Source organism: Ramlibacter aquaticus (assembly GCF_015159745.1).
In the GTDB taxonomy this organism is placed as follows: Bacteria; Pseudomonadota; Gammaproteobacteria; order Burkholderiales; family Burkholderiaceae_C; genus Ramlibacter; species Ramlibacter aquaticus.
Genome location: NZ_JADDOJ010000038.1, coordinates 14,849 through 37,115 on the forward strand (window position 1 = coordinate 14,849; position 22,267 = coordinate 37,115).

24 protein-coding genes are annotated in these 22,267 nt (G+C 71.9%); 7 read left to right on the forward strand and 17 right to left on the reverse strand.

All coding sequences use genetic code 11. The annotated features are described in order from the left end of the window. Nucleotides 1-67: 67 nt before the first annotated feature. Entirely contained in the window at nucleotides 68-217 is a 150-nt protein-coding gene (locus tag IM725_RS10820) for a lmo0937 family membrane protein (protein WP_193780604.1), read from the forward strand. 55 nt (nucleotides 218-272) lie between these two features. On the opposite strand, the gene IM725_RS10825 is transcribed toward IM725_RS10820, so the two are convergent. After that, nucleotides 273-1,010, reverse strand: coding sequence for a Crp/Fnr family transcriptional regulator (locus IM725_RS10825; protein WP_193780605.1), 738 nt, complete (start codon nucleotides 1,008-1,010; stop codon nucleotides 273-275). Nucleotides 1,011-1,171: 161 nt separating this feature from the next. Between IM725_RS10825 and IM725_RS10830 the strand changes: the two genes are divergently transcribed. Continuing rightward, the gene (locus IM725_RS10830) at nucleotides 1,172-1,813 is read left to right on the forward strand and encodes a VOC family protein (protein WP_193780606.1); all 642 of its coding nucleotides are present in this window, start codon (nucleotides 1,172-1,174) and stop codon (nucleotides 1,811-1,813) included. Nucleotides 1,814-1,867: 54 nt separating this feature from the next. After that, on the forward strand, nucleotides 1,868-2,296 hold the full coding sequence (locus tag IM725_RS10835; RefSeq protein WP_193780607.1) for an HU family DNA-binding protein: 429 nt from the start codon (nucleotides 1,868-1,870) through the stop codon (nucleotides 2,294-2,296). A gap of 178 nt (nucleotides 2,297-2,474) precedes the next feature. Here IM725_RS10835 and IM725_RS20640 read toward each other — a convergent pair whose 3' ends face one another. From IM725_RS20640 to IM725_RS10855, 4 genes are all read right to left on the reverse strand, one after another. Further along, on the reverse strand, nucleotides 2,475-4,178 hold the full coding sequence (locus IM725_RS20640) for a methyl-accepting chemotaxis protein (protein WP_265335000.1): 1,704 nt from the start codon (nucleotides 4,176-4,178) through the stop codon (nucleotides 2,475-2,477). A gap of 13 nt (nucleotides 4,179-4,191) precedes the next feature. After that, nucleotides 4,192-4,734 (reverse strand): chemotaxis protein CheW, encoded by a 543-nt coding sequence (locus IM725_RS10845; RefSeq protein WP_321576203.1) that lies wholly within the window; start codon nucleotides 4,732-4,734, stop codon nucleotides 4,192-4,194. Between the two features lie 228 nt (nucleotides 4,735-4,962). Further along, nucleotides 4,963-6,486, reverse strand: coding sequence for an AMP-binding protein (locus IM725_RS10850; RefSeq protein WP_193780608.1), 1,524 nt, complete (start codon nucleotides 6,484-6,486; stop codon nucleotides 4,963-4,965). A gap of 49 nt (nucleotides 6,487-6,535) precedes the next feature. Next, on the reverse strand, nucleotides 6,536-6,832 hold the full coding sequence (locus IM725_RS10855; protein WP_193780609.1) for a hypothetical protein: 297 nt from the start codon (nucleotides 6,830-6,832) through the stop codon (nucleotides 6,536-6,538). Between the two features lie 88 nt (nucleotides 6,833-6,920). Between IM725_RS10855 and IM725_RS10860 the strand changes: the two genes are divergently transcribed. Beyond that, nucleotides 6,921-7,337, forward strand: a complete 417-nt coding sequence (locus IM725_RS10860) for a hypothetical protein (RefSeq protein ID WP_193780610.1) — start codon at nucleotides 6,921-6,923, stop codon at nucleotides 7,335-7,337. 19 nt (nucleotides 7,338-7,356) lie between these two features. Here IM725_RS10860 and IM725_RS10865 read toward each other — a convergent pair whose 3' ends face one another. Then, a complete protein-coding gene (locus IM725_RS10865; RefSeq protein WP_193780611.1) occupies nucleotides 7,357-7,608 on the reverse strand; it encodes a hypothetical protein in 252 nt (83 codons plus the stop codon). A gap of 225 nt (nucleotides 7,609-7,833) precedes the next feature. Here IM725_RS10865 and IM725_RS10870 point away from each other — a divergent pair, with 225 nt between their 5' ends. Further along, nucleotides 7,834-9,066 carry an alpha/beta fold hydrolase gene (locus tag IM725_RS10870; protein ID WP_193780612.1) on the forward strand — a complete coding sequence of 411 codons (1,233 nt, stop codon included), beginning with the start codon at nucleotides 7,834-7,836 and terminating at the stop codon, nucleotides 9,064-9,066. An 87-nt stretch (nucleotides 9,067-9,153) separates the two neighbouring features. Here the strand turns inward: IM725_RS10870 and IM725_RS10875 are convergent, their stop codons facing one another. The 5 genes from IM725_RS10875 to IM725_RS10895 form a co-directional block, all read right to left on the reverse strand. After that, on the reverse strand, nucleotides 9,154-10,242 hold the full coding sequence (locus IM725_RS10875; RefSeq protein ID WP_193780613.1) for an alkene reductase: 1,089 nt from the start codon (nucleotides 10,240-10,242) through the stop codon (nucleotides 9,154-9,156). A gap of 186 nt (nucleotides 10,243-10,428) precedes the next feature. Further along, nucleotides 10,429-11,952, reverse strand: coding sequence for a M20 family peptidase (locus IM725_RS10880; RefSeq protein ID WP_193780614.1), 1,524 nt, complete (start codon nucleotides 11,950-11,952; stop codon nucleotides 10,429-10,431). Nucleotides 11,953-12,053: 101 nt separating this feature from the next. After that, nucleotides 12,054-12,665: a DUF488 domain-containing protein gene (locus IM725_RS10885; protein ID WP_227753743.1), complete on the reverse strand. Its 612-nt coding sequence runs from the start codon at nucleotides 12,663-12,665 to the stop codon at nucleotides 12,054-12,056. An 84-nt stretch (nucleotides 12,666-12,749) separates the two neighbouring features. Further along, nucleotides 12,750-13,670: an alpha/beta fold hydrolase gene (locus IM725_RS10890; RefSeq protein WP_193780615.1), complete on the reverse strand. Its 921-nt coding sequence runs from the start codon at nucleotides 13,668-13,670 to the stop codon at nucleotides 12,750-12,752. A gap of 189 nt (nucleotides 13,671-13,859) precedes the next feature. Then, complete coding sequence (locus IM725_RS10895; RefSeq protein ID WP_193780616.1) at nucleotides 13,860-14,312, reverse strand: MarR family winged helix-turn-helix transcriptional regulator; 453 nt, start codon at nucleotides 14,310-14,312, stop codon at nucleotides 13,860-13,862. A 58-nt stretch (nucleotides 14,313-14,370) separates the two neighbouring features. Here IM725_RS10895 and IM725_RS10900 point away from each other — a divergent pair, with 58 nt between their 5' ends. Next, nucleotides 14,371-14,913 carry a PaaI family thioesterase gene (locus IM725_RS10900; RefSeq protein WP_193780617.1) on the forward strand — a complete coding sequence of 181 codons (543 nt, stop codon included), beginning with the start codon at nucleotides 14,371-14,373 and terminating at the stop codon, nucleotides 14,911-14,913. A 63-nt stretch (nucleotides 14,914-14,976) separates the two neighbouring features. On the opposite strand, the gene IM725_RS10905 is transcribed toward IM725_RS10900, so the two are convergent. Genes IM725_RS10905 through IM725_RS10930 form a run of 6 tightly spaced genes read right to left on the reverse strand, consistent with a single transcriptional unit; the run spans nucleotide 14,977 to nucleotide 21,007 of the window. Next, on the reverse strand, nucleotides 14,977-15,933 hold the full coding sequence (locus IM725_RS10905; protein ID WP_287067767.1) for an amidohydrolase family protein: 957 nt from the start codon (nucleotides 15,931-15,933) through the stop codon (nucleotides 14,977-14,979). Next, the gene (locus IM725_RS10910) at nucleotides 15,930-16,589 is read right to left on the reverse strand and encodes a 3-oxoacid CoA-transferase subunit B (protein ID WP_193780619.1); all 660 of its coding nucleotides are present in this window, start codon (nucleotides 16,587-16,589) and stop codon (nucleotides 15,930-15,932) included. Before IM725_RS10910 ends, IM725_RS10905 begins: the two co-directional genes overlap by 4 nt. A 13-nt stretch (nucleotides 16,590-16,602) precedes the next feature. Beyond that, the gene (locus tag IM725_RS10915; protein WP_193780620.1) at nucleotides 16,603-17,319 is read right to left on the reverse strand and encodes a 3-oxoacid CoA-transferase subunit A; all 717 of its coding nucleotides are present in this window, start codon (nucleotides 17,317-17,319) and stop codon (nucleotides 16,603-16,605) included. A gap of 13 nt (nucleotides 17,320-17,332) precedes the next feature. Next, nucleotides 17,333-18,406, reverse strand: a complete 1,074-nt coding sequence (locus IM725_RS10920; RefSeq protein ID WP_193780621.1) for a maleylacetate reductase — start codon at nucleotides 18,404-18,406, stop codon at nucleotides 17,333-17,335. After that, a complete protein-coding gene (locus tag IM725_RS10925; RefSeq protein WP_193780622.1) occupies nucleotides 18,403-19,263 on the reverse strand; it encodes an intradiol ring-cleavage dioxygenase in 861 nt (286 codons plus the stop codon). Before IM725_RS10925 ends, IM725_RS10920 begins: the two co-directional genes overlap by 4 nt. 34 nt (nucleotides 19,264-19,297) lie before the next feature. Continuing rightward, the gene (locus IM725_RS10930) at nucleotides 19,298-21,007 is read right to left on the reverse strand and encodes an FAD-dependent oxidoreductase (RefSeq protein WP_193780623.1); all 1,710 of its coding nucleotides are present in this window, start codon (nucleotides 21,005-21,007) and stop codon (nucleotides 19,298-19,300) included. Nucleotides 21,008-21,128: 121 nt separating this feature from the next. Here IM725_RS10930 and IM725_RS10935 point away from each other — a divergent pair, with 121 nt between their 5' ends. Beyond that, a complete protein-coding gene (locus IM725_RS10935) occupies nucleotides 21,129-22,106 on the forward strand; it encodes an NADPH:quinone reductase (RefSeq protein WP_193780624.1) in 978 nt (325 codons plus the stop codon). Nucleotides 22,107-22,267 lie beyond the last annotated feature (161 nt).

Below are 22,267 nucleotides of genomic sequence, written 5' to 3' on the forward strand. Positions count from 1 at the left end.
TCACGGGTGGGCGATCGAATTTTCTCCCTCGGTGGCCCTGCCGGCCACCGACATTCCGGACCTGACCATGCTCTACACCCTCGCCCTCATCCTCGTCCTGCTCTGGGCCGTGGGACTCGCCACCTCCGTCACCGCGGGTGGCCTGATCCACCTGCTCCTGGTCATCGCCATCGTCGTCGTGCTGCTTCGCGTGATCAGCGGCCGGCGTGTTCTCTGACCGCACCCCGCCCGACACGCCCGAGCCCGCCCAAGGGCCGCCGGCACGCGCGACCTCAGGTGGCCTTGATGTCCGGCAGCAGGCGCTCGTATTCCTTCTTCACGACGCCGTAGCACTCGCACGAACGCGCCTCCAGGCCCGGCCGATCCAGCACCGTGATCTGCCCGCGCGCGTAGCGGATGAGTCCATCGCGCTGAAGGTTGCCCGCGGTCTCGGTGACGCTGGCCCGCCGCACGCCCAGGATGTTCGAGAGCAGTTCCTGGGTCATCACGATCTCGCTCGCCAGCAATCGGTCCAGCGTGAGCAGCAACCAGCGGCAGAACTGCTGGTCCACCGCGTGATGGCGGTTGCACACGGAGGTCTGAGCCATCTGCGTGATCAAGGCCTGCGTGTAGCGCAGCAGCAGGTGCAGCACGGGCCCGCCCCGGTTGAACTCTTCCATCAGCAGGCTGGCCTTCAGCCGGTACGCCATCCCCGCGGCCTGGACCACGGCGGAACTCGAGGTGGACTGCCCGCCCATGAACAGCGAGATACCGACGATGCCTTCATTGCCGACAACCGCGATCTCGGCGGAAGCCCCGTTCTCCATCACGTAGAGCAAGCCGACGATGGCGGTGGTCGGAAAGTACACGTGGGCCGTGCTGGTGCCGGGCTCGATCAGCACCTTGCCCAGCGGCAGGTCCACGAGTTCCAGCTCCTTGCTCCAGCGGTCCCACTCCGCGTCCGCGAGCGCCGACAGCAGCCAGTTGTGGCGCGGGTCCGGGGGCACGGCGGGCGAAGCGATCTGGCTCATCGATCACGATTATCCCCGTGCAGCGGCGCAAGGACATGCAGGGCGTCCTGCCCGGGCCGTGAAGGCCTGGACGCGGGACACGCCATGCCGGTGAAAATCCAGCCTGGTGCGCCGCGGCCTGTGCGCATCGCCCCACGACCTTGCCCCGCCCGGATGCCCCCATGACCTGCCGTATCGACCATCTCGTCGTCACCGCGCCCGACCTGGACCAGGGCGTGGCCTGGATCGAGCAAGCGCTCTCGGTGCGCATGTCGGGCGGGGGCCAGCACCCGCGCATGGCGACCCACAACAGGCTGCTGCGCCTCGGCGAGGCCTGCTACCTCGAGGTCATCGCGCCCGACCCCGCCGCGTCCCCGCCGGGCCGCCCGCGCTGGTTCGGGCTGGATGCCGCCGGTGCGGACACGCCGGTCGCGCTGCGCACCTGGGTGGCACGATCGACCGGGATCGCGGCCTCGCTGGCCTCGGCGACCGAGGAGGTCGGCGCCCTGGAGCGCATGAACCGTGGTGCGCTGGAGTGGCTCATCTCCATCACCCCGGACGGGTCCCTGCCCCTGGGCGGGGTGGCACCGGCCTTGATCGAGTGGCCCGCGGGCGTCCATCCCGCCCAGTCGCTGCCCGACACGGGGTGCAGGCTGGTCGCGCTCGAGCTGCACCATCCGCAGCCTTCGCGCGTCGGCGCACTCCTCGCGTCCATCGGCGTGGCCGAAGCCGGGGTCGCGGTGTCGGTGCACCCGGCCCCGGCGCCGGGCCTGGTTGCGCACCTCTCGACGCCCAGCGGCATGAAGACCCTGGCAGCTGTCTAGAATCGGCGCACCCCGGGCTCCCCGGGGCAACTGACATCAAAGCAGAAAAAAGCCATGGCAACGACGAAGAAGGCAGCCGCCGCACCCAAGAAGGCCGCCAAGAAAGCCCCCGCACCCAAGGCCGTGAAGGCCGCGAAGCCCGCCGCCAAGGCGCAGCCCCAGGGCATGAAGCCGGTCAAGGAGACCCTGAACAAGACCAAACTGGTGGCCCACGTGGCCCAGGCCGCCGGCGTCGAGCCCAAGGCCGTGAAGGCGGTGATGGCCGCGCTGGAGCAGACCGTCCTCGCGTCCGTGAACCGCAAGGGCGCGGGCGCGTTCGTGCTGCCCGGCCTGCTGAAGGTGACGGCCGTGGCCGTGCCCGCCCAGAAGGCGCGCAAGGGCATCAACCCCTTCACCAAGGAGCCGACCGTCTTCAAGGCCAAGCCCGCCACGGTGAAGCTGCGCGTTCGTCCGCTGAAGAAGCTGAAGGACGCGGCGCTCTGACCTGTCAGGCCAGCGCCCGCTGACCAGGCCGCCTTCGGGCGGCCTTTTTCATGCGTGCCCACGGCCAGCGCCTTCTGCTGCGAGGGGTAGAAGCTGAAGAAGCGCATGGCCGCCCCTCAGGCCGGGCGTTTCGCCACGCGGCGGCCGAGGCGGCGCGCGGGCGCCTGCGCCCTGCCGCTCAGAAGCTTTCCCAGGAGGCTTCCGCCGTCTGCACGGCTTCCCTGTCACCGCCGGCGCGCGGCTTGGCAGACCCCAGTTTCCTGGAGATGGTGGCCGGAACCTTGACCGGCGGCTGGGGCGACACAGCCCTGACCGGCAACGCGTAGGAGGCCTGGACCGCATCGCCCTGCGCCAGCCTGAAGACGGACACGGCCTGCACGAGGTTCTGGGCCTGGCCCGAGAGGCTGTTCGCGGCGGCGGCCATCTCTTCGACCAGGGCGGCGTTCTGCTGGGTGGCCTGGTCCATGTCGCCCACGGCCTCGCCCACCTGGGACACGCCTGCGGACTGTTGCTGGCTGGCCGTCGAGATCTGAGCCATCAGCTGGTTCACGCGCTGCACGCTGGTGACGACTTCCGCCATGGTCGAGCCCGCGCGGTCGGCCAGCGCCGTGCCCTTGGCCACGCGCTCCTGGCTGTCGCCGATCAGGTTCTTGATCTCCTTGGCGGCGTCGGCGCTGCGCTGCGCAAGGCTGCGCACCTCGCTGGCCACCACGGCGAAACCGCGGCCCTGCTCGCCGGCGCGGGCCGCCTCGACCGCCGCATTCAGCGCCAGGATGTTGGTCTGGAACGCGATGCCGTCGATGACGTTGATGATGTCGGCGATCCGGTTGGAGCTGTCCGAAATCTCGCGGATGGTGGACACCACCTCCCCCACGACCTCGCCGCCCCGGTTGGCCACCTGGGCCGCCTCGGACGCCAGGTCGTTGGCCGTGCGGGCGTTGTCGGCGTTCTGCTTGACGGTCGTGCCCAGCTGCTCCATGGAGGCCGAGGTCTCCTGGATGGCGCTGGCCTGCTTCTCCGTGCGGCCGGACAGGTCCTGGTTGCCCTGGGCGATCTGCGCACTCGCGGTCGCGACGCCTTCGCTGCCGTCCCGAACGGTGCTCACCACCTTGACCAGGGCCGCACGCATCGCCGCCATGGAACGCATCAGCACCGCCACTTCGTCCTTGCCTTCGACCGGAACCTGGCGCGTGAGGTCGCCCGCGGCGACGGCGTCGGCCACCTCGGTGGCCGAGGTGAGCGATTTGCGCACGCTGCGGACAATGGAAAAGCTCAGGAAGGCGCCCAGGCCCAGGCCGGCCAGCAGCAGCGCGATGGCGCTCAGGCGCGTGGAGGCATAGCGCTTCTGGGCGGCCTCGTACTCGTCCTTGGCGACGTCGGTCTGCAGGCTCGACAGTGCATCGATCGAGTCGCGCAGGGACGGATAGAGCGCGCGGTCCTTCTCATCGACCAGCTGCTTGAGGCGCTTGCCGTCGTCCGTGCGCAGAGCATCCATGGAAGGCAGGACGAAGCCGGCGTCGTAGGCCTTCTGTTCGTCTTCGAACTTGCGTGCCAGGACAGCCTCCTTCTCGGTCAGCGTCGTTGCCTTGTAGGCGGCCCAGGTCTTGTCGAGGTCACGCCGCGCGTCCTCGACCAGCTTGAGGTTCTCGCGGGCCTTTTCGGGGAACACCACGGCCGATACCGCGTTGAAGCGCATCCGCGTCAGCAGGCGCTGCACCTGCAGCATCTGGCCGAGTGGCACCGTGCGGTCCTCGTAGACCGTCTTCAGGCCCGCATTGGTCTGCTCCAGGCTGTTCAGGCCCATCATGCCGATGGCCAGCATCACCAGCGACATGAAGGCGGCCAGCGCCATCAGGCGCGTCGAAATCTTGAAGTTGTTCATCGTTGTCTCCGGGTCACGCGGCCGCTTGCAGCTGCGCCGTGAGTTGGGTGGAAAGGTTCAGGGAGTCCGCGCCCAGCAGGCGCTCCACATCGAGAAGAATCAGCATGCGCTTGCCAGCGCCCTCGCCGAGCACGCCGATGCCGGTGATGTGCTCCTGGCTGACGCCCTCGAACTCCGGCGCGGGCCGGATGGCGTCCGCAGGCAGGTTGACGACATCGGAGACCGAGTCGACCACCGCACCGACCACCCCGCGCGAGAGCGCAAGGACGATGGTGACGGTGCTGGCGGTGATGTCCGCGGTCTTGAGCCGGAACTTGCGGCGCAGGTCCAGGATGGGAACGATCACGCCCCGCAGGTTGAGGACGCCGGCGACATGCGCAGGCGCCTCGGGGATGCGGTTGGGTTCCTCGTACTGCCGGATTTCCTGCACGCGCAGGATTTCAATGGCGTATTCCTCGCGGCCAAGCCTGAAGGTCAGGCATTCGCGGCCTCTGTCGTTCGCGGAACTCTTCGCCGCCTCGATCGCGTGGGCGGCTGCTTGTGCTGGGTGCTTCACAGGGTCTCTTCTCCGTGTCCGCAAGAGCGACCAGTTCGCCTGCGGATCCTTCGTCAGGAAGTCGAGACTTTCTCCGCACCCAGGGCCTTGCGCTGTCCGGAAAAGACAACGGATCGGCCGCCTTCTTGGGCTGCCCCTCCCCCACCCGCCGCGGGGGGGACGCCCGCAGGGCGATTCGTGTAGCCCTGCAGCCGCGCCCTCAGCCGCCCCACGGGCGGGCGCGGGGTGTCACACCCGGCGTGCCTGCCCTGCCCAGTACGGTTCACGAAGCTTGCGCTTGAAGATCTTCCCGGTGTCCTCGCGCGGCAGTTGCGCATGGAACTCCACCACGCGCGGCACCTTGTAGCCGGCCAGCCGTTCGCGCAGCCACGCGCGAACCTCGTCCGCCCCGCAGGCCGCGCCCTCGGCCAGCTGGACCGCGGCCGCCAGCGCTTCCCCGAACTCGGGGTCGGGAATGCCGAACACGGCGCAGTCGGCCACGCCGGGCATGCGCTGCAGTTCGATCTCGATCTCCACCGGGTAGATGTTCACGCCGCCGCTGATCACCATGTCCGACTTGCGGTCCACGATGTACAGGAAGCCCTCGTCGTCGATGTAGCCGATGTCGCCCATGGTCTTCAGTCCGGCGACCTCCATGCGCTCGCGCGCCTCGTGGTTGCCCACGTAGCTGAAGTCCGGCGTCGCCGGCTGGTGGATGTAGATCAGCCCCGGCACATTGCGCGGCAGCTCCCGGTTCTGCTCGTCGAGGATGCGCAGGCTCACGCCGGGCAGGGGCAGGCCGGCCGAGCCCGGCTTGCGCAGCGCCTGCTCGCTGGTCAGCAGCGTCATGTAGCCGAGCTCGCTGGCGCCGTAGCACTCGTGGATCACCGGTCCCCACCACTCGATCATGGCGCGCTTCACGTCGGGCGGGCACGGGCTGCCCGTCGAGGAGACGAAGCGCATCGAGGAGAGGTCGTAGCGGCTGCGCACCTCGGGGGGCAATGCGAGCATGCGCACGTACATCGTGGGCACGAGGTAGGCGTGCGTCAGGCGCTGCGCTGCGATGAGCTGCAGCGTGCGCTCGGCGTCGAAGCGCTCCTCGATGAACAGCTCGCCCCCTTCCAGCGCGATGCCGAGCGCGAAGCTGTTGGGCGCGCTGTGGTACCAGGGCGCGGTCAGCAGGCCGCGCAGGCCCGGGGCGATCCCGTAGGCCGCCCGGCGCACCTGCACGCCCGCCTCGACCTGGCTGGGCGTCATCGCATGGCGCAGGATGCCCTTGGGGCGGCCGGTGGTTCCCGATGTGTAGAGCATGGCCCCGCGCGGGCGGGCCGAGAGCCTGCCTATGGGCTCGCTGGCGTCCCGCAGTGGCTCCCAGGCCGGCACGCCCGGCAGCGCACCGCGGATACAGAACACGCGCGTGGCACCGGCATCCAGCCCCGTCAGTCCCGCGAGAAGCGCGGCGTCCGCGATGAAGAGTTTCGCGCCGCTGTCCTGCACGATGTACTGCACCTCGTCGGTCTTGAAATGCCAGTTGACCGGGCACCACTGCGCGCCCAGGTAGCGCACGGCGACCATGAGTTCGACCGCTTCGGGGCTGTTGCGCATCATGAGCGCGACCACGTCGCCCTCGCCCACGCCCGCGGCCTGCAGCGCAGCGGCGGACCGGCGCCAGCGTTGTTCGAATTGCGAAGGCGCCAGACTTGCGCCCTGGAAGTGGATCGTCAGTGCCGGCGCGGGCGAAGGGGCGGCGGACAGGGGTGCGCTTGCTTGCATCGGGGCATGGTAGCGCCCCCACCCGCGATCCGGCGCCTTGCGCGGCGGGTCAGCCGGCCGGCGAGCGCTGCAGGGCTTCCAGCTTGAAGCCGAACCGCGCGGACTCGCGCGCGACGATCCCGGCCTTCACGGCGAAATCGACCACGTCCTCCGGCACCCCGGCGTCGATCAGGCGCGCCCGGATGTCCCCCAGGCTGATGACGCCGCAGTCGGCCAGCGCGTGCGCCAGCGCCTCACGCTCGGCGTCTTTCAGCACGCCGGCCCTCGCGACCGCACGCGAGATGGCTTCGGCGACGAACTCGTCTTCGTTCCGGGATTCCTGGCCTGGCTTGGACATCTTGCTCATCCTGATGGGTGGACGCGCGGCCCCAAGGCTCGCAGGGCGCCACCCGCGGTGACTTGTTAGCATACAGGGACTCAACCGGAGAAGGCAATTGAAGTACCTCATGGCCAGCGCGTGCGCGCTCGTCCTGTCCGCGTCCTCCTGGGCCGGCACCAACGTCGGCATCTCGGTGAACGTGGTGCAGCCCGGCGTGTATGGGCAGATCGTCATCGGCAATGCGCCGCCGCCGCCGGTCGTGGTCGCGCAGCCCGTGATCGTGACACCGGCCCCGGTGCTGGTGCAGGAGGCGCCCATCTACCTCTACGTCCCCACGGTCTACCAGCAGAACTGGCCGCGCTACTGCGGCCGCTACAACGCCTGTGGCCGCCCGGTCCTGTTCGTGCAGGAGGGCTGGGTGCGCGACCACCATCGCCACCACGACGATGACGACGACGGCGACCGCCGGGGCGGTCCGCACCACGGCCATGGCGACCATGGCGACCGTGGCCGCCATCACCACGACGACTGAGGCTGGATGCCGCCGGGGCCTAGAGCGGCCGCAAACGGCGCTGGCTGATGAAATCGGCGTATTCGCGGGGACTGAGCACCAGTTCCTCGCGGTCTCCCTCGGGCGCATGGCCCGGCGTCAGGTCCACCAGGTAGAAGGTGCCCGGCCGGGACTCGTTGATGACCGCCGCCACTCGCCAGAGCCGGCCTTCCCGGTCCTTGAAGAGTTGCCCTTCCTGCGGTGGGGGTGGCGCCTGCCGCTCCCTCGGTGTAGGTGATGTGTTACTGCTCATGTGAACCCCGTCGATGCGAAGTTAACGCACATGAAATGTGCGTTCTGTAGGCGAACGCCCTGAGGATCAGCAAGCCCCACGCCTCGGCACGCAACAGGTGCTACGGGGTGTTTCGGCTGCAACAGGTGCGTTCACGCCGGGGCCGTTCGCGACGTCGCAGGGGAAGCGTCACGGCGCCCCGACAGCGCCCATGAACACGCCGGCGCTTTTGCTTTAATCCGGTCGATGAGCACCACCTATCGCATCCCCGGGGCCGTCGTGGTCGAACGCGAGCACCCGGTTCCGCTGGTTCATGGCGAGCCCTCGCGCGGCACGATCAGCGTGTTCACGCGCGAGCTGGCCGCACCGGACGGCCTGGACCGCCCCTACCTCGTGTTCCTGCAGGGCGGCCCGGGCTTCGAGGCCGCGCGCCCGACCAGCCCGCCCTCGGGCTGGATGGCGCGGGCCCTGGCCGACTTCCGCGTCCTGCTGCTGGACCAGCGGGGCACGGGCCGGTCCACGCCCGTGGGGCCGGTGGTCCCGGGCGCGACGCCCGCCGAGCAGGCTGAATACCTCACCCATTTCCGCGCCGATTCCATCGTGCGCGACCTCGAACGGATACGCGCGGAACTCGGCGTGCAGCGCTGGAGCCTGCTCGGCCAGAGCTTCGGCGGGTTCACCTCGCTCACCTACCTCTCGCTCGCCCCGGAGGCACTGCGCGAGGTGCTGATCACCGGCGGGCTCGCGCCGATCACGAACCGGCCGGTGGACGAGGTCTACGCGGCGACCTGGGTGCGCGTGCGCGAGGCCAACCAGCGCTACCACGCCAGGTACCCGGGCGATCGGGACCGCCTGCGGTCCATCCTGCGCCGGCTCGACGCGGACGACGTGCGCCTGCCCAACGGCGACCGCCTCACGGCGCGGCGCTTCCGCCAGATCGGGATGTGGCTGGGCGACAGCGCCGGGTTCGAGCGCTTGCACCACCTGCTGGAACTGCCCTTCGGATCGCCCGCCTTCATGGCCGATGCGCAGTCGGCGACGAGCTGGGAACGCAACCCGATCTACGCGACGCTGCACGAGTCCTCGTACGCCGACGGCGGCCCCACCCGCTGGTCGGCCCACCGGCTCGCGCCGCAGGAGGCGCTCGAGGGGGACCTGCTCGGCGCCGAGCACGTGTTCCCGTGGATGTGGGAGGACTATGCGGGCCTGCGCGCGCAGCGCGAGGTCGCGCACCTCCTGGCCGCGCACCCGTGGCCGCGCCTGTACGACGCGGACCGCCTGGCCCGCAACGAGGTGCCGGTGGCGGCGACCGTGTACGTGGACGACGTGTACGTGGAGCGTGCGTTCGCCGAGGAGACCGCACGCGGCGTGCGGGGCCTGCGCGCCTGGGTCACCAACGAATACGCCCACAACGGGCTGCGCGCCGACGGCGAGCGCATCCTGGGGCGCCTGCTGGACATGGCCCGCGGCCGCGCCTGAACGCGCCACCGGGGCCTGCACGCGGCCGGCCGAACGCGGGCCGCGCCGCACGCCGCGCCTGCACCCGGCACGGCGTGCGCCCTGGCCTCAGGCCTTGGCCAGGTCTTCGGCTTCCAGCGCCGGGTAGTCGTCGTAGCCTTCCGCGCCGCCGGCGTAGAAGCTGTCCGGGCGGGGCTCGTTGTACGGCCCGTTGCGACGCAGGCGCTCCGGCAGGTCCGGGTTGCTGATGAACAGCTTGCCGAAGGCGACGAAGTCCGCGCGGTACTCGCGCACGGCCGCGATGGCGGTGTCACGCTCGTAGCCGGCGTTGGCCATGTAGGCGCCATTGAACAGCACGCGCAGGCGGCGGAAATCGAAGCCGCTCTGCCGGTCTTCGACCACGTGCAGGTAGGCCAGGCGGTAGGCGTTGAGCTGCTCGGTCACCGCCTCGAAGCTCGCCTGGGGCGTGCTGTCGGCGATGTCGTTGAAGGGGTTGACCGGCGAGATGCGCACGCCGACCTGGCCCGGTGCAAAGACGGTCAGCACCGCCTCGGTCACCTCGCGCAGGAAGCGCGAGCGGTTCTGGATGGAGCCGCCATAGGCGTCGGTGCGGTGGTTGGTGCCGTCGCGCAGGAACTGGTCGATCAGGTAGCCGTTGGCCGCATGGATCTCGACGCCGTCGAAGCCGGCTGCCTTGGCGTTGCGCGCGGCCGCGCGGAATTCCTCGACGATGGCGGCTATCTCCTCGATGGACAGCGGATGCGGCGTGACGAAGGGCTTCATGCCCTGCACGGTGTAGATCTCGCCCGCAGGCTGCAGGGCCGAAGGCGCCACCGGGAGCGCACCGTCCGGCTGCGTCACCGGGTGCGAGATGCGGCCCACGTGCCACAGCTGCAGGAAGATCTTGCCGCCGCGCTCATGGACGGCACGGGTCACGCCCTTCCAGCCCTCGACCTGCGCGGCGCTGTGGATGCCCGGCGTGCCCGGATAGCCCTGGCCGCGGGGGCTGACCTGGGTCGCCTCGGAGATGATGAGGCCGGCGCTGGCGCGCTGCGCGTAGTAGCGCTCGTTCAAGGCCCAGGGAACGTTGCCCTGGGCCGCGCGGCTGCGCGTCAGGGGCGCCATCACGATGCGGTTGGCGAGTTGCAGGTCACCCAGCGCCGCCGGGCGGAAAAGTTCTTCTTCGTTGGGGTTCATGGTTGTCTTGGGGTCCAAAGTGGACGCAGTCTAGGCAAGAGGCCTTGGGCCCGTACCCTGCGCACCGGGTGCCCGCACGGTGGCGCAGGTTTCTGGCGCACGCCTGCACGCGGCGCACGGTTCGGTGCTTCGGATCACCGGGCAGCCGGGCGCGCCGCCACCGCCGACCCACCCGGCAACACCGCCTCAGGGCTGGACGCTGGCGTTTGCGTTGGTGAGCAGCAGGTGGTAGAAGCGCACCAGCTCCACCAGGTTCTGCACCGCGATGCGTTCGTTGGTGCCGTGGAACCGGGCCAGGTCTTCGGGCTTCGCACGCACGGGCGAGAAGCGGTAGATGTGGTCCGAGATGTCGGCCAGGTGGCGCGAGTCGGTGGCGCCCACCATGAGCCCGGGCGCCACCACCGTGTCGGGGAAGAGCGAGCGCAGCGTGCGGCTGACCAGCTGGTAGGACGTGGAGGCCGTCGGCGAGACGGGCGAGGCGTCCGAACTCCCGGGCGCGGGCTGCAGTTCCACGCGCTCGCCCGCCACCTGGCGCACGTGCTGGAGCACGGCGTCCCGCGTGTCGCCCGGCAGCAGCCGGAAATTCACCGTCGCCTCGGCCAGGCCCGGCAGCACGTTGGCCCGGCTGCCCGCCTGCACCCCGGTCAGCGCCGTGGTCGTGCGCAGCATGGCGTTCGTGCTGGGCGCCTTTTCGAGCTGGGCCTGCACCAGCGGCCCGAACAGCCAGAGGTTGGACAGCGCCACGCGCTGCAGCCCGCCCATCTCGGGCGCCACGGTTTCGAACATCTCGCGCGCCACCCCCCGGACGGCGGCGGGCATCTGCTGGTCGTCGAGCCGGCGCAGGGCCGCACTCATCACGCTGATGGCGCCGGTGCCCCGGGCGGACGGCATGGACGAGTGCCCCGGATCCGTTTCCACCTTCAGGTGCACGGTGAGGTAGCCCTTCTCGGCCACACCCACCAGCGCGACCGGCCGGGACAGCCCCGGCATCACGCCTTCGGTGATGAGCAGGCCTTCGTCGATGACAAAGTCCAGCCGCACCTTGCGCTCGCGCAGCCGCTGCGCCACCTGCTGCGCGCCGCGGCCGCCGATCTCCTCGTCGGCGCCGCACACCAGGTACACGGTCTGGCGCGGCTGGAAGCCCGAGGCGAGCAGCAGCTCGATGGCCTGCATCTGCGCGATGAGGTTGCCCTTGTCGTCCCAGGCGCCACGGCCCCAGACGAAGCCGTCCTGGACCGCGCCGGAGAACGGGTCCACCTGCCACCGGACCTCGGTGCCGGGCGCGATGGGCACCACGTCCTGGTGGGCCATGAGCGCAATCGGCTTGGCCGCCGGGTCGCTGCCCTTCCAGGTGTAGAGCAGCGTGAGGCCATCGGCCATCACTTCGCGCTGCAGCGAGCGATGGACCCGGGGGAAACGCTCGGCGAGCCAGGCCTGCAGCTGCTGGAACTGCTCGGCATGGAGCTGGGGGTCCGTCGGGCTGGCGATGGTCTGCTGGCGGATGGCGCCCCCCAGCGTCTGCGCCAGCGCCTGTTCGTCCATCGCCAGGTGCGGCGCCGGCGGCGCCGACAGCTGCCGCGAGCCCTGCCTGAAGGTGTTGGCCGCCAGCACGGCGGCCAGCAGCAGCAGCACCGCCAAAAGGAACAAGCCCACGCGCTGGGCGACGCGCAGGGCGGCGGACGGGCGGGACTTGGCGGTGCTGGGGCTCATGGCGCGTGGCAGGGTGGGGGTCGCCATTGTGATCGCCTGCGCAGGCGGGAGCCAGCGAGGCGCGCGCGGCGCGGGGCCGGCCTGCCGGCGACCCTCGTGTATCAGCAGCAGGGCGGCCCGTCCTCCTGCGGATCGGCATAGGAGAAGCCGCCGCCAGGCACCCGACGCAGGGGCGGTGCGAGGCGGTGCACGCTGGGGTCGGCCGCACCCAGGATGTGGATGACCTGCCAGCCGCACAGCGCCATCACGTCGGCGATCAAGCGCCGGTGGCAGCGCCACCACAGCAGTTCGGAACACATGATGGCCGTACGGCTCGCCTTCGCCACGTGCATCAGCGCCTCGAGACCCTGGGCGAACTCCGGCGAGCGCAGGTGCTGGGCGTAGGCCCGGAATGAGGGATGCCGCCAGGCGGCGCCTTCGGCATCCAGCGGATCCGGCCGGCGCCGCCCGCCCAATTCGGCGAACCAGTGGTACTCGATGCGGTGGGCCGCCAGGGCGTCGCGCAGCGGCTCGGCCCCGAACTGCGGGTGCCGCCGCGAGCCCGGGAAGCGTCGCACATCGGCCACCGTCTCGACCGCGTGGGCCTGCAGGATCTGCAGGAACCCGGGGAAGCTGTGCGTGGAATGCCCGACCGTCCAGACCGTGCCCTCGGCCGCGACCCCGTGCAGGACGACGGGCGGCGCTGGCAGCCCCGGTGGCGTGGGATCCGGCATGCAGGCCATGGTACGCGGGGCCGGGGCGGCCGTGGGGCCCGCACCCCGGGCCGCCCCAGCCCCGCGGTGCTCAGCCGCGGCCCGTCACCCCGGCGCGGCCGCGTCGGCGAGAAAGCGGTCCAGGGCCTCGCAGAACGCATCGGGTACTTCGAAGTAGGGCAGCGCGCCCGTGGGGAAGGTGCTGAAGCGCCAGTTGGGGCGGCCTTCGACGATGCGCTGGCCGCGGTAGTCGGTGAAGTCGCCGCGCACGCCGTGCGACATCCACACCGGCATGGCCAGCTGTTCGTACACGGTGTGGATGTCCGCGCTGAACAGGTCCGCCGCCAGGAAGTGCAGCGGCGCGAATTCGGCCCCGGGCACCTGCGCCGTCCGCGTGCAATAGGCCCACAGCGCCTCGTCGATGTCCTGAGCGCCCCAGGTGCGGCGCAGGAAGTAGCGGATCACGCCCGGGCGGGTCAGCGCACGGAACAGCGCGCCGCCCCAGGCCTTGCCGGGGCCGCGCAGCGCCTTGTACAACCAGGGCTTGCCGCGCGTGCTGCCGGGCGTGCCGCGCCAGGCCTGCAGGCCCCGGAAGCCGGTGGGGCTGACCAGCGCCACGCTGCGGAACCGGCCCGGCGCCTCGGCGGCCGCCCGGGCGAGGAACTCGCACGACAGGGACACCGCGAGGGCATCGATGGGTGCGTCCGCCGACCCTTCGCCGATCTGCCCTGCGATGGCATGGATCGCGTCCGTCATCAGGCGGGGCGTGTACGGGCGGTCGCTGCGATCGGAGAACCCGTAGCCCGGCAGGTCGATGGACACCACGGTGCGGCTCGCGCGGTAATGCTCGTGCAGCGGCCGCATCTCGGCGGCCGACGCGGCCGCGTTGATGCTGTGGACCAGCAGCAGCGGGGGCCCCTCGCCCGCCACATAGGCACTGAGCCGGCCTGCCCGGCTGTCGAATTCGATGCGCCGGCCGCTGAGGGCGGCGGGCAGCGGGCTGGGGCGGTCCGGATGTGCATGCATGCACGCATCATGCGGCCTGGCGGGTTCCGGCAGAACGGCGCCGCGCGATCCCCCGCGGCGGCCGAGGGTGAGCGCCGCCTCACGCCCATCGCCGGGAAGGCCGGAAGGATGATGTTGGTGGCCAGCGACCCGAGCGCGGCCAGGCCGGCCAGGAGGGCCAGGAGCGGACCGGTCAGCACCCGCTCGCGCTCAGGCGGCCGCATCGTGTGCCTCGTCGACCAGCAGCTGCATGCACGCGTCCAGCATCTCGTGCAGGGCCACCACACGCTCCACGCCCAGGCGCTGGTTGAGGGCGTTCTGCGCGGTCTTCCACGCCTGCTGGCCTTCGGCCCGCTTGCGCACGCCCTCGGGGGTGGCCTCCACCAGCCGGCTGCGTGCGTCCGGGCCCTCGCCGATGCGCACCCAGCCCTGCGCCACCATGGGCTGCAGGTTGCGGGTGAGCGTGGACGCATCCATCTGCATCTGCCGCGCCAGATCGCCCGGCCGGATCGGGCCCAGCTTCACCACATAGGAGAGCAGCGCGTACTGCGTGTTCTTCAGGCCGACCTGGCCCACGTGCTGGTCGTAGTGGCGCGTCACGATGCGGCCGAGCTGGCGCAGCTTGAGGTTGGTGCAGCCTTGCGGCCGGGTCGGGGCTTTCATCTGGTATATTGTACCTGCAATCATTGCATATACAACTTTAACGGAACGGGAAAGGCCCATGACCGACATTGACGTGATGGAACGCTGGGAGGCCGACGAGGCCCGGGTCCGCGCGGGGCTGGCCGCGCCGGGCACGGCGACGGCGGCGCAGGTGGCCGGGCTGTCCGGCATGCAGGTCTTCGAGGCCATCTTCGCGGGGGCGCTGCCGCAGCCGCCCATCGGCGACTCCATGGATTTCCTGCCGATCCACATGGCCCCGGGCGAGGCCGTGTTCCAGGGCCGGCCCGGGCGGCGCTACTACAACCCGCTGGGCACGGTGCACGGGGGCTGGTTCGCCACCCTGCTGGATTCGGCGGTGGGCTGCGCGGTGCACGCGGCCCTGCCCGCCGGCAGGGGCTACACCACGCTGGAATTGAAGGTGAACATGGTGCGCGCGCTCACCGACGATGTCGCGCTGGTGCGGGCGGAAGGCAAGGTCATCCACCTGGGCCGCCAGGTGGCCACCGCCGAGGGCCGCATCGTCGGGCCGGACGGCAAGCTCTACGCCCACGCGAGCACCACCTGCCTCGTCTTCGAGGTGCCGGCGCGGGGGAAGGCCTGAGGGCTGCGCCCCGCCCGGCGCAGCATGCGCGGGGCCCGGCGCCAGAAGCGCCCACAGGCGCGGCTAGAACCGGTACAGCCGGGCGGGGTTGTCCACCAGCAGCTTCTGCCGCAGCGCCGCGTCGGGGGCGTACAGCGGCACCAGGTCGACCAGGTCGCCATCGTTGGGCATGACCTTCAGGTTGGGATGCGGCCAGTCGGTGCCCCAGACCACGCGGTCCGGCGCGTTCTCGATCAGGGCCTGGGCGATGGGCACGGCATCCAGGTAGGGCGCGCCGGTGGCCGAGACACGGTCCGGCCCGCTGATCTTGACCCAGCACTTGGGGTCCTCGCGCTGCAGGGCCAGCAGCGCCTTGACGTTGGCGCCGTCCAGGCCCTGGGCCGCGTTCACGGTGCCCATGTGATCGATCAGGTAGGGCACCGGCAGCTGCTGCAGCAGCGGGCGCATCGCCGCCACGCTCTCGCTGTCCAGGTAGACCACGATGTGCCAGTCCAGCGCGGCCACGCGCTGCGCGATGCGCTCGAACGCGGCACGGTCGGCCACGCCACCCAGGCGCTTGAGGAAAGCGAAGCGGCAGGCCCGGATGCCGGCCTCGTCCAGGCGCTGCAAATCCTGCGGCGTCATGCCGTCGTTCACGTTGGCAACGCCGCGGTAGCGGCCACCGGACTGCGCGATCGCGTCCGTCACCACGCGGTTGTCGAATCCGTGGAGGGTGGCGTTGACCAGCACGCAGCGCTCTATGCCCAGCGCCGCGTGCAGCGCCTGGAAATCGGCCAGCGGCGCCTCCGGCGGCGTGTAGCTGCGGCTGGGCGAATAGGGGTACTTGTCGTCCGGCCCGAAGATGTGGGCGTGCGCGTCGCAGGCCCGGGGCGGCATGCGAAAGCGCGGCGTGCGGGGGTGCGGGTCCGGGCCCGGCACCGCGGGCGCCTTCTCGGTCGGCTGGGCCACGGCGCCGGCGCGGCCCGCCAGGCCCACCGCGGCCAGCCCGGCCAGCGAGCGCAGCGTGTCGCGGCGCTTCACGCTGGCGCTCCCGCCGGGGCGATCGGCAAGCCGACCCGCCGCTCCAGTTCGGCGTGCGTGAGGCCTTCCACCAGGTCCACCAGCCGCAGCCCCTGCGGCGAGCATTCCAGCGTCGCCAGGTCGGTGTAGATGCGCTTCACGCAGGCGATGCCGGTGAGCGGGTAGCTGCACTGCGCCACGATCTTGCTCTCGCCCGCCTTGGTGAGCAGGTCCATCATCACCCAGGTCTGGCGCGCGCCCACGGCCAGGTCCATCGCCCCGCCCACGGCCGGAATGGCGCCGGCCTCGCCGGTGCTCCAGTTGGCGAGGTCGCCGGTGGCCGACACCTGGAAGGCACCCAGCACGCTGATGTCCAGGTGCCCGCCGCGCATCATCGCGAAGCTGTCTGCATGGTGGAAGTAGGCGCCCCCCGCCAGCAGCGTCACCGGCTGCTTGCCGGCGTTGATCAGGTCGTAATCCTCCTCGCCCGCGGCCGGCGCGGGGCCCATGCCCAGGATGCCGTTCTCGCTGTGCAGCAGCACCTCGATGCCGGGCGGCAGGTAGTTGGCGACCAGCGTGGGCTGGCCGATGCCCAGGTTGACGATGGCGCCGTCGAAGATGTCCTGCGCCACGCGCTGGGCGAGTTGCTGCTTGCTGCGCTTCTGGTAGTTCGCCATGGAATGCCTTTCCTCAGGCCGCGGCCTTGAAGCCGCCCGCGGTGGTGGCCACGCGCGGGATGCGCACGACGCGCGAGACGAAGATGCCCGGCGTGACGATGGCCTCCGGGTCGAGCTCGCCCAGGGGCACGATCTCGTGCACCGTGGCGATGGTCTGCTTCGCGGCCGTCGCCATCACCGGGCCGAAGTTGCGCGCCGCCTTGCGGTAGGTGAGGTTGCCCCAGCGGTCGCCCCGCTCGGCCTTGACCAGGGCCACGTCGCCGTGGATGGGGTACTCGAGCACGTAGTCCTTGCCGGCGATGCGCCGCGTCTCCTTGGGGCTGCCATCGGCGTTGCGCGCGAGCTCGGTGCCGAAGCCGGTGGGCGTGAAGAAGGCGCCGATGCCGGCCCCTGCGGCGCGCAGCCTCTCGGCCAGGTTGCCCTGCGGCACCAGCTCCAGCTCGATCCTGCCGCTGCGGTACAGCTCGTCGAAGACCCAGGAGTCGGCCTGCCGCGGGAAGCTGCAGATGATCTTGCGCACGCGCCCGGTCTTGAGCAGCGCGGCCAGGCCGGTGTCGCCGTTGCCGGCGTTGTTGTTGACGACCGTGAGCTCGCGCGCGCCCTGCGCGATCAGGCCGTCGATGAGCTCGGTGGGGATGCCGGCGGTGCCGAATCCGCCGATGAGCACGGTGGCGCCGTCGGCCACGCCGGCCAGGGCCTGGGCCACGCTGTCTGCAACTTTGTCGATCATGGGTGCTGAACCTTCAGTCCGGCCGCGTGCCCTCGAACGCGCGCTGCAGCAGCGCGCGGATCTCGCCGCGCTGCGCGGCGCTGAAGGGACGCGGGTTCCAGTAGGGGTGGGTGACGGCGATCTCGGCGGCGCGGTCCAGGTCGGCCTCGCGCATGCCGATGTCGCGCAGCGCCACCGGGGCGCCATTGTCGCGCGCCAGGTCGAACAGCGCCGCGGGCGCGCTGGCCGCCCCGGGCCCCAGGGCGCGCCGGATGCGCAGCAGGGCCTCGGGCACGGCCGGCGCATTGAAGGCCAGCGCCTGCGGCAGCACCACCGTGTGCACCTCGGCATGCGGCAGGTCGAAGCTGCCGCCCAGGGTGTGGCAGAGCTTGTGGTGCAAGGCCATGCCCACGCTGCCCAGCACGCTGCCGCACAGCCAGGCGCCGTAGAGCGCGTCGCCGCGTGCGTCCGGGTCGCGCGGACGGGCCCGCAGGCGCGGCAGCGCCGCGGCCAGGGCGCGAATGCCCTCCTCGGCCATCAGGTCCGTCACCGGGTTGCCGTCCTGCGCGTACAGGCCCTCCACCGCGTGGGCGATGGCGTTCATGGCGCTGGTGACGCTGAGCGCGAGCGGCAGGTCCAGGCTGAGCTCGGGGTCGTAGATCACGGTGCGCGGCAGCACCCGTGCGTCGCGCCCCGTCGTCTTGAGGCCGGCCTCGGTGATGCCGTAGATGGGCGTCATCTCGCTGCCGGCGTAGGTCGTGGGAATGGCGAGGATGGGCAGGCCCGTGGTGAGCGCGACGGCCTTGGCCAGGCCGGTGGTGGAGCCGCCGCCCAGCGCGATGCTGCAGTCGGCCGCCAGCCGCGCCGCCGCCTCGCGCGCCGCCGCCGCGGTGGCCGCCGGCACGTGCATCACGGCCTGCCCGAACACGCCGGCGCAACGCGGGCCCAGGCGCTGCGCCAGGGCGTGCGCCTGCGCCGCCTGGCCCGGGGTGCAGAGCACCAGCGGACGCTGCGCGCCCAGCAGGTCCAGCTCGCGCTCCAGGTGGGCGAGCGCGCCGGCGCCGAACACCACGCGCGAAGGCTGGCCGTTCCAGGTGAAGGGCTTCATGCGCCGCCTCCTGCGCCCCCAGCGCCCGCCTGCACCGGGTTCAGCACGAAGTCGAAGTCCAGCCGCCAGCTGCCGTCGGCCTGCGGCTTCCACTCGCACACCAGCGACCGGCGCACGCCGAAGACCACGTCCGAATCGAGGTACTCGCCGCCGGCCGCGAACACATGGGTGATCAGCGTCTCGTAGCCCGGCGCCTGCACGCGGAAGTGCAGGTGCGCCGGCCGCCAGGGGTGCCGGCCGGTGGCCTCCAGCATGCGTCCGACCGGGCCGTCGTGCGGGATGCAGTAGGGCACCGGCAGGATGGAGCGGAAGTGGAAGCGCCCGTCGCCGTCGGCGGTGAGCACGCCGCGCGCCTGCGCATGGTCCAGGCCCGGGCGCTGCACGTCGTACAGGCCCTCGGCGTCGGACTGCCACACGTCCAGCACCGCGCCCGGCACCGGCCGGCCGTCCAGGCCCCGGACGCTGCCGTGCACCGCGCAGGGCGTGCCCGGCGCGCCGTTCGCGATGTCCGCGCCCAGCGGGTAGTGCGGCGCGCCCTCGACATGGAAGGGCCCGAACACCGTGGCCTCGGTGCAGCCGGCGGGCTTGTCGTTGTTGAGCGCCACGGTGAGCATGGACAGGCCCAGCACGTCGGACAGCAGGATGAACTCCTGCCGCTTGTCGTCGGTGATGTGGCCGCAGCGCGTGAGGAAGTCGATGCCCTGGAACCACTCCGCCTCGGTCAGCTTCACCTCGCTGGCGAAGGCGTGCAGGTGGCGCACCAGGCTGCCCATGATCTCCTTGAGCCGCGCGTCGGGCGTGGCCTCGACGCTGGCCAGTGCGGCGCGGGTGATGTCCTCGGGGCTCATGGTGTGCATGTGATGCTCCTGCCGGTCGGGCCGGCGCACGGCCTCAGGCCGCGGGGGGATGTCCGAGGACGCGGCGCACGATCGCCGCCGCCTCCTGCGTGGCGCCTCCGCGCCAGGCCACGATGTGGTCCGGCCGCACCAGCGCCAGCGGCGCATCGTACAGCGCGCGCAGGCCGGGCTGCGGCAGGCGCAGCACGCGCAGGTCCATGCCCAGCGCCAGGGCGGCGGCCTCGAAGCCGCCGGTGGCGGGCGGCTGCGGCCCCAGGGCCAGCAGGGTCCACTCGCTGTGGAAGGCGTCGAACAGCGAACGCCCGTCGTCCAGCCAGGCGTGCGGGGGCCGGCCGCCCGGGCAGGCGCTGGGCTGGTAGTCGTTGGGCTGGTCGGGCGGCGGCCGGGTGCCGTCGGGCACGATCACGGGCGAGCCGTCGTAGCGGCCGCCGAAGGTCACGCCCGGGATGTTGAACTCCAGCCGGGCGTGCCGGTCCAGGTAGGCGCCGGCCTCGCGGCGCGCGGCGTCGCCGGCGGGCGTGTCCTCGTCCAGCGCGGGCTGCGCGCTGAACAGGCCCACCGAATCCGCGAAGCGGCGCGCGTAGGCGGTGTTGCGCTCGGCCAGCGGGCGGCGCTCGGCCTCGTAGCTGTGCAGCAGCGCCTCGGGGGCGCACCCGCGGATCACGCTGGCCAGCTTCCAGCCCAGGTTCACCGCGTCCTCCACGGCCGTGTTGTAGCCCAGGCCGCCGGTGGGCGTGAACAGGTGTGCGGCGTCGCCGGCGATGAACACCCGCCCCTGGCCGAAGCGCTGCGCCACCAGCGCGTGCCCGGCCAGCCAGGTGCCCATGGAGAGGATCTCGACCGGCAGCTCGGCGCCCATGGCCTGCGCGAACACGCGGCGCGCGTCGGCCTCGGTCCAGGCCTCGGCGTCCTCGCCCGGGCGCAGCGCGGCGTGGAAGGCGTACTCGGCCACGCCATCCACCGAGGCCATGAAGGCACGCCGCTCGGCGTTCACCGCCACGTACATCCAGGCCGGCGGGTGCCGCAGCCGTGCGCGCAGGCCGGGCGCGCGCAGGTAGAGCGCGGCCATGCGGCCGCCCATGAACTCGCGCTGCAGGCCGGTGACGCCGCCCCAGTCCACGCCCAGGGCGCGCCGCACCGCGCTGCGGGCGCCGTCCGCACCCACGAGGTAGCGGGCGCGCACCGCGTGCGCCCGGCCGTCCGCCGTGCGCAGGCGGGCCGCCACATGGCCGCCCTCGTCGCTGAAATCCTCCAGCGCGCAGCCGTAGCGCAGCGTGTTGCCGGCGCAGGCCTCGGCGTGGCGCCGCAGCACCGGCTCGACGAATTTCTGCGAGACGCGGTGCGGCAGCTCCGAGGCGCTCCAGGCGCCGCCCAGGGTCTTCACCCGCGCCACCGCCTCGGCGGCGGTGGGCAGGCGGATGCGCGCCAGCTCGTGCGCGGCAAAGCGCGTGAAGTAGGCGATGTCGGTGGGATGGTCGGGCGGCAGGCCCAGGGCGCGCACCTCGTGCGCGAAGCCCAGCCGGCGGAAGTGCTCCATGGTGCGGGCCTGCGTGGCGTTGGCCTGCGGGCTGAAGGCCGTGCCGGGCTTGCCGTCCACCAGCAGGCTGCGGATGCCGCGCCGGCCCAGCTCGATCGCGAGCATGAGCCCGCAGGGCCCGCCGCCGGCGATGAGCACGTCCACCTCGCGCGGCAGCGCGCCGGCCGCGGGGTCCGGGGGCGGTCGCTGGCGGTCTTCGGTGTGCATGGCGTCCTTGGGTGGCGGCGCGGGCGCCGGGCCCGGGTGCGCCGGCGATTGTGCCCGCAACCCCCGGGACACCCGTCTCGTGCGAGGATGCGGCCCCGTACAGCAACAGGAGACATGGACGATGCGCGCAGCGTGGTACGAGAAGAACGGCCCGGCCCGTGAGGTGCTGGTGGTGGGCGAGCGCCCGGACCCCGAGCCCGCGCCGGGCGAGGTGCGCGTGCGCATCCATGTCTCGGGGGTCAACCCCTCGGACGTGAAGTCGCGCGCGCGCCGGCCCCTGGGCGGGCCCTGGATCATCCCGCACAGCGACGGCGCCGGCGTGGTCGAGGCGGTGGGCGCGGGCGTGCCCGCCTCGCGCATTGGCGAGCGCGTGTGGCTGTGGAACGGCCAGTGGCAGCGCCCGGCCGGCACGGCGGCCGAGAAGATCTGCCTGCCGGCCGCACAGGCCGTGCCCCTGCCCGAGGGCGCGAGCTTCGAGGAAGGTGCCTGCGTGGGCATCCCGGTGCTCACCGCGCTGCAGGCGCTGCGCCTGGCGGGCGAGGTGCGCGGCCGCAACCTGCTGGTGACGGGCGGCGGCAGCATGGTGGGCCAGTACGTGACGCAGCTGGCGGTGCGCGCGGGGGCGCGCGTGATCGCGACCGCCGGCGCGCCGCAGCGGGTGCAGCTCGCGCGCGAAGCGGGCGCCGAGGCGGTGATCGACTACCGCAACGAGCCGGTGGCCGAACGCGTGCGCGAACTCACGGGCGGCCAGGGCGCCGACGCCATCATCGACATGGATTTCCAGTCCACCGCCCGGCTGCTGGGCGAGGGCGCGCTGCGCGCCCACGGCCGGGTGCTGAGCTACGGCAGCAACGACCCGGGCCAGATCCCGGTCGACTACCGGGCCATGCTCTGGGGCTCGCTGTCCATCGTGTGCTTCCTGGTCTATGACCTGCAGGCCGCGGACCGCGAGGCCGTGACCCAGCAGGCGACCGCGCTGCTGCGCGAGCGCAGCCTGGTGCACCCGGTCGCGGCCCGCTTCCCGCTGGCCGACATCGCCGCGGCGCACGAGGCGGTGGAGGCGGGGCAGCGGGTGGGTGCGGTGCTGCTGCAGGCCTGACAAGCGCGCTCACGATTGCAACGCAGGGATACGCCACGGCCGCGCTTGCCGTGTGCGTTTTGTCCTGCGCTGAGCTTGGGGCGACCGCGACAATGTCGGGCTGACCTCGACAGCCCCCACCGTGACTGCAGTTTCCACCCTGGGACCGGCCATCACCGCCC

What these genes read in the sequence shown, in the direction of transcription:
- IM725_RS10930 (WP_193780623.1), bottom strand. Translation starts at nt 21,007, where the DNA reads ATGCACACCGAAGACCGCCAGCGACCGCCCCCGGACCCCGCGGCCGGC.
- IM725_RS10885 (WP_227753743.1), bottom strand. Translation starts at nt 12,665, where the DNA reads ATGCCGGATCCCACGCCACCGGGGCTGCCAGCGCCGCCCGTCGTCCTG.
- IM725_RS10925 (WP_193780622.1), bottom strand. Translation starts at nt 19,263, where the DNA reads ATGCACACCATGAGCCCCGAGGACATCACCCGCGCCGCACTGGCCAGC.
- IM725_RS10935 (WP_193780624.1), top strand. Translation starts at nt 21,129, where the DNA reads ATGCGCGCAGCGTGGTACGAGAAGAACGGCCCGGCCCGTGAGGTGCTG.
- IM725_RS10900 (WP_193780617.1), top strand. Translation starts at nt 14,371, where the DNA reads ATGACCGACATTGACGTGATGGAACGCTGGGAGGCCGACGAGGCCCGG.
- IM725_RS10855 (WP_193780609.1), bottom strand. Translation starts at nt 6,832, where the DNA reads ATGAGCAAGATGTCCAAGCCAGGCCAGGAATCCCGGAACGAAGACGAG.
- IM725_RS10865 (WP_193780611.1), bottom strand. Translation starts at nt 7,608, where the DNA reads ATGAGCAGTAACACATCACCTACACCGAGGGAGCGGCAGGCGCCACCC.
- IM725_RS10910 (WP_193780619.1), bottom strand. Translation starts at nt 16,589, where the DNA reads ATGGCGAACTACCAGAAGCGCAGCAAGCAGCAACTCGCCCAGCGCGTG.
- IM725_RS10875 (WP_193780613.1), bottom strand. Translation starts at nt 10,242, where the DNA reads ATGAACCCCAACGAAGAAGAACTTTTCCGCCCGGCGGCGCTGGGTGAC.
- IM725_RS10915 (WP_193780620.1), bottom strand. Translation starts at nt 17,319, where the DNA reads ATGATCGACAAAGTTGCAGACAGCGTGGCCCAGGCCCTGGCCGGCGTG.
- IM725_RS10920 (WP_193780621.1), bottom strand. Translation starts at nt 18,406, where the DNA reads ATGAAGCCCTTCACCTGGAACGGCCAGCCTTCGCGCGTGGTGTTCGGC.
- IM725_RS10850 (WP_193780608.1), bottom strand. Translation starts at nt 6,486, where the DNA reads ATGCAAGCAAGCGCACCCCTGTCCGCCGCCCCTTCGCCCGCGCCGGCA.
- IM725_RS10870 (WP_193780612.1), top strand. Translation starts at nt 7,834, where the DNA reads ATGAGCACCACCTATCGCATCCCCGGGGCCGTCGTGGTCGAACGCGAG.
- IM725_RS10825 (WP_193780605.1), bottom strand. Translation starts at nt 1,010, where the DNA reads ATGAGCCAGATCGCTTCGCCCGCCGTGCCCCCGGACCCGCGCCACAAC.
- IM725_RS20640 (WP_265335000.1), bottom strand. Translation starts at nt 4,178, where the DNA reads ATGAACAACTTCAAGATTTCGACGCGCCTGATGGCGCTGGCCGCCTTC.
- IM725_RS10890 (WP_193780615.1), bottom strand. Translation starts at nt 13,670, where the DNA reads ATGCATGCACATCCGGACCGCCCCAGCCCGCTGCCCGCCGCCCTCAGC.
- IM725_RS10835 (WP_193780607.1), top strand. Translation starts at nt 1,868, where the DNA reads ATGGCAACGACGAAGAAGGCAGCCGCCGCACCCAAGAAGGCCGCCAAG.
- IM725_RS10820 (WP_193780604.1), top strand. Translation starts at nt 68, where the DNA reads ATGCTCTACACCCTCGCCCTCATCCTCGTCCTGCTCTGGGCCGTGGGA.
- IM725_RS10880 (WP_193780614.1), bottom strand. Translation starts at nt 11,952, where the DNA reads ATGAGCCCCAGCACCGCCAAGTCCCGCCCGTCCGCCGCCCTGCGCGTC.
- IM725_RS10895 (WP_193780616.1), bottom strand. Translation starts at nt 14,312, where the DNA reads ATGAAAGCCCCGACCCGGCCGCAAGGCTGCACCAACCTCAAGCTGCGC.
- IM725_RS10830 (WP_193780606.1), top strand. Translation starts at nt 1,172, where the DNA reads ATGACCTGCCGTATCGACCATCTCGTCGTCACCGCGCCCGACCTGGAC.